Raw genomic sequence first — 10,149 nt, 5'->3', positions numbered from 1 at the left:
CGGGCCCACCCGATACCGGCGCGGGCTTTCTGGAGAGAAAAGCCTCTGGGATCCCGCCGGGAGCTGCGCTCCCTTTCGCGGGCAAGGCCCGCTCGCACAATCCGTGCTATGACCCGCGGCCCAGCTGGAGGGCCCCACCCCAAAGGGGTCGCTAGTGGTGGTCGTCGATGGGCACGTGGGGGCGCTCGGCGACGGGGTCGTGGTGGATGATCACTTCCGCCGCCGGGTAGTGCTCGACGATGCCGGCGCGGATGCGCTCGCCGAGGTCGTGGGCGTCGCGCAGCGACAGGTTCTGGTCCATGTCCACGTGCAGCTGGATGAACTGGGTGCGCCCGGACTGGCGCGTGCGCAGGTCGTGGAAACCGAGCGCGTCTTCCTGCTCGGCGACCACCGCGCTGATCACGTCGCGCACCTCGCCGGGCAGCTCATGATCAAGCAGCAGCTGGGTGGAGTCCCAACCGATTTTCCAGGCCGAGCGCAGAATATAGAGCGCGATCGCCAGGCCGACGATGCCGTCGACCTCCTCGAAGCCGTAGCCGGCCACGATCAGTGTGAAAATGATGCCCAGGTTCACCGCCAGGTCGGACAGATAATGGAGTGCGTCCGCGTCGATGGCGGTGGAGCCGGTGCGGCGCACCACATAGCGCTGCAGCAGCAGTAGCAGCGCGGTGAGCAGGATCGAGAACACCATCACGCCGACGCCCAGGGCGGTGGCCTCCAGCGGCGCCGGTTCGATCAGTTTGAGCACCGCTTCCTTGAGCAGAAACAGCGCCGAGCCGCCGATCAGCACGGCCTGGCCGAGGCCGGCGAGCGCTTCCGCTTTGCCGTGGCCGAAGCGGTGCTCGTCGTCGGCGGGGACCAGCGAATAGTGGATCGCGGCGAAGTTCATCAGCGACGCCAGGGAATCCATCACCGAGTCCACCAGCGACGCCAGCAGACTCACCGAGCCGGTCATCATCCAGGCCACGGTTTTCACCGCGATCAATACCAGCGCGGTGGCCACCGAGGCGCTGGCGGCCAGAGTCAGAAGGCGGCGTTGCTGACGTTCGCTGTCGGCGTTCATATCAGGACCGGTTCGGCAGCACGGTGAGCGGGTCCACCGGCTGGCCGTCCTTGCGGATCTCGAAGTGAAGCTGGGTGCGGAAGGTGCCGCTGGCGCCCATGGTGGCGATCTTGTCGCCGGCGCTGACCCGGTCGCCCTCTTTCACCAGCAGGCTGCTGTTGTGCGCGTAGGCGCTCAGCCAGCGGTCGTTGTGTTTGACGATCAGCAGGTTGCCGTAGCCGGTGAGGCCGCTGCCCCGGTAGACCACGCGGCCGTCGGCCGCGGCGCGCACCGGGCTGCCCTCGCGGTCGCCGATGGTGATGCCGCGGCGCCCGCCGGAGGCCTTGGAGAAACGTTCCAGCACCTCACCGGAGGCCGGCCACTGCCAGTTCACCGGGCCGGTGTCGGTGCTCGGCTTGGGTTTGGGTGCGGGCGGCGGGGCCGGTTCCGCCTTGGCGGCGCCGGACGACGAGGACGACGGCTTGGCCGGGGCACTGCTCGACGAGGCGGGCGGGCGCGACGGTCGGGTGGCCTGCTTGGGGCCGCCGGCGAAAGAGAGGGTCTGGCCGGGATAGATGGTGTACGGCGCGTCGATGTCGTTGGCCTCGGCCAGCGCCCGGTAATCCCAGCCGTAACGCCAGGCGATGGAATACAGGGTTTCGCCACGCGCTACCCGGTGGCTGCCCGACGTCACTTTGGTGGCCTTGCTGTCGCGCTGATAGATGTCCACCACCGGCGGCGGATTCCCTACCGCGCAGCCGCACAGACACAGCGACAACAATGTGGAGAGCAAAACACGCAAAAGGTTACTCGTCCGTTTCAGTGACCTCATTATGCCCGGGCGCGGCGAAAGAAAGTAACCACACCAACACCAGACCCACCGCGGTCATCACCAGGGCCGCGGGCAGCTCACTGGAGCCCTGCACCGCGCGGGCGTACTCCGCCGGCCACAGCCAACGGTCGCCGACACCGCCCTCCACGCTCAGCCGCCAGGGCCACAGCTTCACCAGGGAGCCGGCCATGAAACCGCCGAGCAGCGCCATCACGGTGTCGTGGTGGCGCGCCAGCAGCCATTTCAACAGCCGCACGAACGCCAGCAAGCCGCAGGCGCAGCCGGCCATGAACGCCAGCAACAGGGGCCAGTCGCCCTGCTCCACCGCGGCCAGCACCGAGGGATACAACCCCAGCAGCAGCAGAATAAAGCTGCCGGAAATGCCCGGAAGGATCATCGCGCAGATCGCCAGCGCCCCGCCGAGGAAAAAGATCAGCGGCGACACCGGGTAGGCGCCCAGCCCGGGGGCCAGGGCGATCAGCGCCGCCAGCGTGGTGCCGATCACGAAGGCCACGCCCTGCGTCACCCCGCGCTGCTGCAGCGGCTTGAGCACCATCACGATGCTGGCCAGGATCAGACCGCAAAAGAACGCCCATACCGGCACCGGATGGTTCTCCAGCAGCCAGCCGATCATCCGGGCCAGTAGCGCAATGCTAGTGAGGATTCCCGCCAAAAGCGTGCAAAGGAAGGTAAAATTGCCGGCCCGCCAGAACGCCAGGAAACCCTGGCGCCGCCACACGCCCAGCAGGCGCGGGCCGATGCCGCCCAGGGTATCGATCAGTTCCTGATAGATGCCGGTGATCAGCGCCAGGGTGCCGCCGGACACGCCGGGCACCACATCCGCGGCGCCCATGGCCATGCCCCGCAGGAACAGGCCGGGACGCCAGGGGCCGCTCATTGCACGCCCCGTTGAAACGGCACGAAGCGCACCGTGTCCAGGGCCCGGGTGGTGATGTCGTCGCCGTGGCGCTCCACCACGGTGAGCTTCTGAACCCGGTCGCCCACCGGCATCACCAGGCGGCCACCGTCGGCCAGCTGGCCGAGCAGTTCATCGGGGATATCCGGGCGCGCGCAGGCCACCAGAATGCCGTCGAAGGGGGCGGCGGCTTTCCAGCCGAAACCGCCGTCGGCGTGCTTGAGCTGCACCCGCGCCATGCCCAGGCTGATCAGCCGGCGGCGCGCCTGGTCCTGCAGCGGGCGGATCCGTTCCACCGAATGCACCTGCTCGCAGAGCGCGGCCAGCACGGCGGTCTGGTAGCCGCAGCCGGTGCCGATCTCCAGCACCTTGGGCGGCACCCGGTCGGCGATCAGCAGCTCGGTCATGCGCGCCACCACCCAGGGCTGGGAGATGGTCTGGCCGTAACCGATGGGCAAGGCGGTATCGTCATAGGCCTGGTGAGCCAGGGCCTCGTCGATAAACAGGTGACGGGGGGTGTTGCGGATCACTTCGAGAACGCGCTCGTCCTCGATGCCCGCTTCCCGCAGACGGCTGATCAGCCTCTCCCGGGTCCGTGCCGACGTCATGCCAATACCGCGCAGCTCTGTGTTCATGTGTGTTAATGCATCCCCAATCCAATGATGCGCCGGATGTTTAGTTATCGTTGACCGGCGTATGTGTTTCCACCAACTCGGCGAGCACCGTGGTGGCGAACGCGCCGGTGGGCAGATCAAACCCCAACGTCAGCACGTCGCCCTCGCTCCAGGCCCATTGTAAGCCATTCACCGGCAAGCGCGTGGCCCGGCGCGCGGCGTCCACCCCTTCCCCGGCGAGCGCCTCGATCAGGGCGTCACAGCCGCTCAGCGCCCGCGCTTCCAGTTCCTGACAAGCCGCCGATGATGCCATGCCCGCCTTCCCCGGCAAAGGGGCGGTGGGATGCACCTCGCCGGCGGCCATGCGCGCGCCGGCGCTGGCGTCCTGGTCGGCTTCGAACAGACCCCGGCTGTCACGGGGCTGGAGAATGTCGCCGTCCAGGGGCCGGTCCCAGACGCCCTCGCGCACCCGCTCCGCCAGGACCCGATTAAACAGGCCGCTGCGCACCGCCGACAACCAGATACCGCGCAGCGCCCGTTTGCGTGGCGCCTCGCCGCCCAGTAGCCAGGTCTGGCCGCGCTGCCAGTTGCCACCGCCCCGGCCGAAACGCTGTTCGCCGAAGTAATTGGGCACACCCCGCTCGGAGAGGGTATGCAAGGTGCGCTCCAGCGCTTCGCGGTCGGCGTCCAGCTCGCGCAACACGATCTCGAAGCGGTTGCCGCGGTGGGTGCCCCGGTTCAGTTTGCGCCGGTGGCGCCGGGCCTGGAGCGCGACCAGGCCCGGCGGCCAGGCAAAGTCCGGGTCCGGCTTGCCGGGCAGATGCAGGCTGAACCACTGGCGGGTCACGGCGCGGCGGTCCTTAAGACCGCTGTAGCCCACGGAAAGGCGGTGGATGCCGGCCTGTTTGGCCAGCCACAGGGCCACGTCCTCGGTGTTCCAGTCGGTTTTTTCGATCTCCAGCCAGAGGTGCTCGCCCTCGCCTTCCGGGACCACGTTCATGATCTCGGTGACGCGGAAATCCTCGAAGCCGGCGCGCAGCAGCGCTTTACCGAAGGGGCCGCCGTGGGCGGCGGGCGTGGCCGGCAACGGCGCCGGCAGGTCGGCGTCGCGGCTCATTGGTCCTCGTGGGTGAGCAGCACCACCGCCTGCACGGCGATGCCCTCGCCCCGGCCGGTGAACCCGAGCCGCTCGGTGGTGGTGGCCTTCACCGACACCTGATCCATGCCGCAGTCCAGCAGGCCGGCGATGCGGCGCCGCATGGGGGCGATATGGTCCGCCAGCTTGGGCGCCTGGCAGATCACCGTCAGGTCCAGGTTGCCGATGCGCCAGCCGGCGGTGCTGACGCCGTCCATCACCGCCCGCAGCAGGCCGCCGGAGTCGGCGCCGCGCCAGCGCTCATCGTGATCCGGAAAGTAGTGGCCGATATCGCCCAGCGCCAACGCGCCGAGCAGCGCGTCGGCAAGCGCGTGCAGCGCCACGTCGCCGTCGGAGTGGGCTTTCAGGCCGCGCTCGTGGGGAATGCGCACACCGCCCAGCATCACATGGTCGCCCTCGCAGAAGGCGTGCACGTCGAACCCCTGGCCTATACGAATTGCCATGCCAGCCCTTCCTCTTCCTGGGCCCGGAGATAAAAGCGCGCCAGCGCCAGATCTTCCGGAACGGTGATTTTGATGTTGTCGGCGTGGCCGGCCACCAGCGCCGGCCGGGCGCCGGCCGCTTCCAGCGCCGAGGCCTCGTCGGTGATCGCCTCGGGATCGTCGCGCAGGGCGCTGAGCAAGGCGTCGTGCAGACGCCGGGCGTCGAACAGCTGGGGGGTGAGCGCCCGCCAGATCAGCGACCGGTCCAGGGTGGCGCGGATGCGGGTGTCGGCGTCCGCCTGCTTGATGGTGTCGGTGACCGGCCGCGCCAGGATCGCGCCGTCGCCCCGGTCGTCATGGTCGAGCAACGCCTGGATATCGGACAGCCGCACCAGCGGCCGCGCCATGTCATGCACCAGTACGCGGGCGTCCGGCGCCCGCTCCAGCACCGCCGCCACCCCGGCCAGCACCGACCGGGCGCGGCTGTCGCCGCCGGTGACGCTGGTGACGCGGGGATGGCCGGCCACCGCCAGTTCCGGCCACCAGGGGTCGTCGTCGGCCACCGCCACCACCACCGCCTGCAACGGCGCGAAGGCCAGCAGCCGGCCCAGGGTATGCTCGGCCAGGGTGCGGCCCTGCAGGGTCAGGTACTGCTTGGGCAGCCCGGCGCCCATGCGCGCGCCGACACCGGCGGCGGGCACCACGGCGAACAAGGGAGGCGGCAAGGATAGAGAGCGGCGCTCAGTCACGGTCCGGGTCCTGTTGGGGCTCCACGATCAGGAAAAAGCTTTCGCCGTCACGGATCATGCCGAGATCCTTGCGGGCGATCTCCTCCACCGCTTCGGTGCCTTCTTTCAGGTCACGCACATCGGCGGCCAGCAGGCGGTTGCGCTCGGCCAGTTCGGCGTTCTTGGCATTCAGCACTTCCACCTGCCGCTCCAGGCTGGCCACGTGGCGCAGGCTGCCCTCGCCGAACCACAGCCGCGCCTGCAACACCACCAGCACCAGCGCCAGTACGGCCAGCACCACCTGGCGGGCGGGCGACACTTTCATCGCGCGCCCCACGGCGCCTGACCACGGCCGGGGAACGGAACGCTACGGCCGGCCATGCTGGCGTCAGCCCAGGAACCGGAACTCTTTGCGCCCGTTGTAGGCGGCACGGCCCAGTTCCTCCTCGATGCGGATCAACCGGTTGTACTTGGCCACCCGGTCGGAGCGGCACAGCGAACCGGTTTTGATCTGACCGGCGGCGGTGGCCACCGCCAGATCGGCGATGGTGGTGTCGGCGGTCTCACCGCTGCGGTGGGAGATTACCGCAGTGAAGCCGGCGTCCTTGGCCATTTTGATGGCGTCCAGGGTTTCCGACAGGGAGCCGATCTGGTTGAACTTGATCAGAATCGAGTTGGCGATGTGCTCGTCGATACCGCGCTGCAGAATCTTGGTATTGGTGACGAACAGGTCGTCGCCCACCAGCTGGATTTTGTCACCGAGCTTGTCGGTGAGCGTCTTCCAGCCGTCCCAATCGGACTCGTCCATGCCGTCCTCGATGGAGATGATCGGGTAGCGGTCGCACAGCTCGGCCAGATAGTCGGCGAAGCCGGCGGCGTCCATGCTGCGGTCCTCACCGGCCAGCACGTATTTGCCGTCCTTGTAGAACTCGCTGGAGGCGCAGTCCAGGGCCAGGGTGATGTCGTCGCCGGCCTTGTAGCCGGCGATCTCGATGGCTTCCATGATCGCTTCCAGCGCCGCTTCGTTGCTGGGCAGGTCCGGGGCGAAGCCGCCCTCGTCGCCCACCGCCGTGTTCAGGCCGCGCTTCTTCAGCACCCCTTTAAGAGCGTGGAACACCTCGGCGCCGTAGCGGATCGCCTCGGCCACGGTGGGCGCGCCCACCGGCTGGATCATGAACTCCTGGATGTCGACGTTGTTATCGGCGTGCTCGCCGCCGTTGATGATGTTCATCATCGGCACCGGCAGGGAGTACTCGTTGTCGTCGTCCTGCAGATCGGAGATGTACTCGTAGAGCGGCTTGTTCTGCGCCTGGGCCTCGGCCTTGGCGGCGGCCAGGGACACCGCCAGGATCGCGTTGGCGCCCAGGTTGCCTTTGTTTTCGGTGCCGTCGGCGTCGATCATGGCCTGATCGAGCGCGCGCTGATCGGCGGCGTCGCGGCCCACCAGCAGCTCGCGGATCTGTAAATTGACGTTGCCCACGGCGCGGGTCACGCCCTTGCCCAGGTAGCGGCTCTTGTCGCCGTCACGCAGCTCCAGCGCCTCGCGGGAACCGGTGGAGGCACCGCTGGGCGCGCAGGCGCTGCCGCGCTCGCCGTTCTCCAGAATCACATCGGCTTCGATGGTGGGGTTGCCACGGGAATCAAGAATCTCGCGGGCCTTGACGTCAACGATCTTGGACATGGGAGACGGTCTCCAGAAACGAAATCGGGTTCAATGGTTGTCGAAGGCGGGAAACGCCTTAACGGTATTATCCAGGGTCTGCATCTGGGTCAGGAATGGCTCCAGGCGGTCCAGACGCAGGGCGCAGGGGCCATCGCACTTGGCGTTATCCGGGTCCGGATGGGCCTCCAGGAACAGCCCGGCGATGCCCTGGCTGATGCCGGCGCGGCCCAGCTCCGCCACCTGCTGGCGGCGCCCGCCGGCGGAATCGGAGCGGCCGCCGGGCATCTGCAGCGCGTGGGTCACGTCGAAGAACACCGGGTAGCCGAACTGCTTCATGATGCCGAAGCCGAGCATGTCCACCACCAGGTTGTTGTAGCCGAACGACGAGCCACGCTCGCACAGAATCAGCCGCTCGTTACCGGCCTCTTCGCACTTGTGCAGAATGTGCTTCATTTCCTGGGGAGCCAGGAACTGCGGCTTCTTGATATTGATGATGGCGCCGGTGCGGGCCATCGCCACCACCAGGTCGGTCTGGCGCGCCAGGAAGGCGGGCAGCTGGATGATGTCCGCCACTTCCGCCACCGGCGCCGCCTGGTAGGGCTCGTGCACGTCGGTGATCACCGGGCAGCCGAAGGTGTCCTTGATCTCCTGAAAGATCTTCAGGCCCTCGTCCAGGCCCGGGCCCCGGTAGGAGTGCAGCGACGAGCGGTTGGCCTTGTCGAAGCTGGCCTTGAACACCCAGGGCATGCCCAGCTTGCCGGTGACCTCGGCGTAGGCCTCGGCCACCCGCAGGGCGATGTCGCGGGATTCCAGCACGTTCATGCCGCCGAACAGAGCCATGGGCCGGTCGTTGGCGAACGCCAGATCACCCAGCTCGATGGTGGTGTTCCGCATGCTCTACTCCTTCAGATGGCGGACGACGTCCGGTGCGCCGCCAGGGCCGCTTCCACGTAGCCCTTGAACAAACCGTGGCCGTCACGCGGCGTGGAGGTGAATTCCGGGTGGAACTGGCAGGCCACGAACCAGGGATGGTCGCCCACTTCGATCACTTCCACCAGCTCACCGTCGTGGGAGCGGCCGACAATTTTCAGGCCGGCGGCTTCCAGCTTGTCCAGGTAGTTGTTGTTGACCTCGTAGCGGTGGCGGTGACGCTCGATGATGTGCGTCTTGCCGTAGCACTTCGCCGCCACGCTGCCGTCCACCAGCACGCACTCCTGGCCGCCCAGGCGCATGGTACCACCCAGGTCCGACGCTGCCGAACGCAGCTCCTTGCTGCCGTCTTCCCGGGTCCACTCGGTGATCAGCGCCACCACCGGGTCCGGCGTGTCCTGCTTGAGCTCGGTGGAATGGGCGCCGGTCAGGCCGGCCACATGGCGGGCGTACTCGATCACCGCCAGCTGCATGCCCAGGCAGATGCCCAGGTACGGCACCTTGTTTTCCCGGGCGTAGCGGATCGCCGCGATCTTGCCCTCGGTGCCCCGGTCGCCGAAACCGCCGGGCACCAGAATGGCGTCCACTTCGCCCAGCTCGGCGGTGCCGTCACGCTCGATATCCTCGGCGTCGATATAACGGATATTGATCTTCGCCCGGGTGGCGATGCCGGCGTGCATCAGCGCTTCATTGAGCGACTTGTAGGCGTCCGCCAGATCAATGTACTTACCCACCATGCCGATGGTGACCTGGCGTTCCGGATTGAGCTGCGCTTCCACCACCCGGTCCCACTCGCTCAGGTCCGGCGCCGGCAGGTCAAGGTGGAATTTCTCCACGATGATGTCGTCCATGCCCTGCTCGTGCAGCACCCGCGGCACCTGATAGATGGTCTTGCAGTCCGGCGCCGAGATCACCGCCCGCGCTTCCACGTTGGTGAACAGGGAGATCTTCTCGCGGGCGCCCTGGGGCACCGGATGGTCGGCCCGGCACACCAGAATGTCCGGCTGCAGGCCGATGGACCGCAGCTCCTTCACGGAGTGCTGGGTAGGCTTGGTTTTGATCTCGCCGGCGGAGGCGATGTAGGGCACCAGGGTCAGGTGCACCAGCAGCGAGCGGCTGGAGCCCAGCTCCACGCGCAGCTGACGCACCGCCTCCAGGAACGGCAGCGACTCGATGTCGCCGGCGGTGCCGCCGATCTCGACGATCGCCACGTCGGCGTCGCCGGCGCCCTGCTCGATCTTCAGTTTGATTTCGTCGGTGATGTGCGGGATCACCTGCACGGTGGCGCCCAGGTACTCGCCGCGGCGCTCCTTATCCAGCACGTCCTGGTAGACGCGGCCGGTGGTGAAGCTGTTGCGCCGGGTCAGGCGCGTGCGGATAAAGCGCTCGTAGTGCCCCAGATCCAGGTCGGTCTCGGCGCCGTCCTCGGTGACGAACACCTCGCCGTGTTGATAGGGGCTCATGGTGCCCGGATCCACGTTGATGTAGGGATCCATCTTGATCAGAGTGACCTTCAGGCCACGGGCTTCCAACAGGGAAGCCAGCGACGCCGCGGTGATTCCCTTTCCGAGGGAGGACACCACCCCGCCGGTGACAAAAATAAAACGTGCCATGCACCCACCAGTAAGTCATGGATTGAACGCGCCCGCTTGCGGGAGCCCGAACGCCTTCCAAAAAAATACCCTTGCCCGCCGGGGTGGGCAAAGGTTCTCTTCGATAAATACGGGATGGCCGGATTTCGGACGCCTGGGCGACGTCAGGATGGCAAAAAATGATACCAGAGAGGCGCTATCCGGGAAACCAATATCGTCTTGGCTTAGTGGGAGCGGGCCCTGCCCGCGAAAGG

12 protein-coding genes are annotated in these 10,149 nt (G+C 67.4%); all 12 read right to left on the bottom strand.

Annotated features, from left to right (window positions below):
* Positions 1-151: 151 nt before the first annotated feature.
* Complete coding sequence (locus ISO4_RS16310; protein ID WP_142950208.1) at positions 152-1,063, bottom strand: cation diffusion facilitator family transporter; 912 nt, start codon at positions 1,061-1,063, stop codon at positions 152-154.
* Position 1,064: 1 nt separating this feature from the next.
* Positions 1,065-1,844 carry a peptidoglycan DD-metalloendopeptidase family protein gene (locus ISO4_RS16305; RefSeq protein WP_228548211.1) on the bottom strand — a complete coding sequence of 260 codons (780 nt, stop codon included), beginning with the start codon at positions 1,842-1,844 and terminating at the stop codon, positions 1,065-1,067.
* 4 nt (positions 1,845-1,848) lie between these two features.
* A complete protein-coding gene (locus ISO4_RS16300) occupies positions 1,849-2,772 on the bottom strand; it encodes a DUF368 domain-containing protein (protein WP_194856909.1) in 924 nt (307 codons plus the stop codon).
* Positions 2,769-3,425: a protein-L-isoaspartate(D-aspartate) O-methyltransferase gene (locus ISO4_RS16295; protein ID WP_194856908.1), complete on the bottom strand. Its 657-nt coding sequence runs from the start codon at positions 3,423-3,425 to the stop codon at positions 2,769-2,771. Before ISO4_RS16295 ends, ISO4_RS16300 begins: the two co-directional genes overlap by 4 nt.
* 40 nt (positions 3,426-3,465) lie before the next feature.
* Positions 3,466-4,521 (bottom strand): tRNA pseudouridine(13) synthase TruD, encoded by a 1,056-nt coding sequence (gene truD, locus ISO4_RS16290; protein WP_194856907.1) that lies wholly within the window; start codon positions 4,519-4,521, stop codon positions 3,466-3,468.
* Positions 4,518-5,003 (bottom strand): 2-C-methyl-D-erythritol 2,4-cyclodiphosphate synthase, encoded by a 486-nt coding sequence (gene ispF / locus ISO4_RS16285; RefSeq protein ID WP_194856906.1) that lies wholly within the window; start codon positions 5,001-5,003, stop codon positions 4,518-4,520. The genes truD and ispF overlap by 4 nt, the downstream gene beginning before the upstream one ends.
* Positions 4,988-5,731 (bottom strand): 2-C-methyl-D-erythritol 4-phosphate cytidylyltransferase, encoded by a 744-nt coding sequence (gene ispD, locus ISO4_RS16280; RefSeq protein ID WP_323745403.1) that lies wholly within the window; start codon positions 5,729-5,731, stop codon positions 4,988-4,990. Before ispD ends, ispF begins: the two co-directional genes overlap by 16 nt.
* Entirely contained in the window at positions 5,724-6,035 is a 312-nt protein-coding gene (gene ftsB / locus ISO4_RS16275; protein WP_194856905.1) for a cell division protein FtsB, read from the bottom strand. Before ftsB ends, ispD begins: the two co-directional genes overlap by 8 nt.
* 63 nt (positions 6,036-6,098) lie before the next feature.
* On the bottom strand, positions 6,099-7,391 hold the full coding sequence (eno, locus tag ISO4_RS16270; protein WP_194856904.1) for a phosphopyruvate hydratase: 1,293 nt from the start codon (positions 7,389-7,391) through the stop codon (positions 6,099-6,101).
* A gap of 30 nt (positions 7,392-7,421) precedes the next feature.
* Positions 7,422-8,267 (bottom strand): 3-deoxy-8-phosphooctulonate synthase, encoded by an 846-nt coding sequence (kdsA, locus tag ISO4_RS16265; protein ID WP_194856903.1) that lies wholly within the window; start codon positions 8,265-8,267, stop codon positions 7,422-7,424.
* Positions 8,268-8,278: 11 nt separating this feature from the next.
* On the bottom strand, positions 8,279-9,916 hold the full coding sequence (locus tag ISO4_RS16260; RefSeq protein ID WP_142950217.1) for a CTP synthase: 1,638 nt from the start codon (positions 9,914-9,916) through the stop codon (positions 8,279-8,281).
* A gap of 15 nt (positions 9,917-9,931) precedes the next feature.
* Positions 9,932-10,149: hypothetical protein (locus ISO4_RS17110; RefSeq protein WP_228548210.1), on the bottom strand; the 218-nt coding region annotated here is incomplete at its 5' end.

This window comes from Alloalcanivorax venustensis ISO4 (assembly GCF_015356855.1).
In the GTDB taxonomy this organism is placed as follows: domain Bacteria; phylum Pseudomonadota; class Gammaproteobacteria; order Pseudomonadales; family Alcanivoracaceae; genus Alloalcanivorax; species Alloalcanivorax venustensis.
Note: the sequence above shows the minus strand (reverse complement) of the source record. Positions and strands in the feature narration are given on the sequence as shown.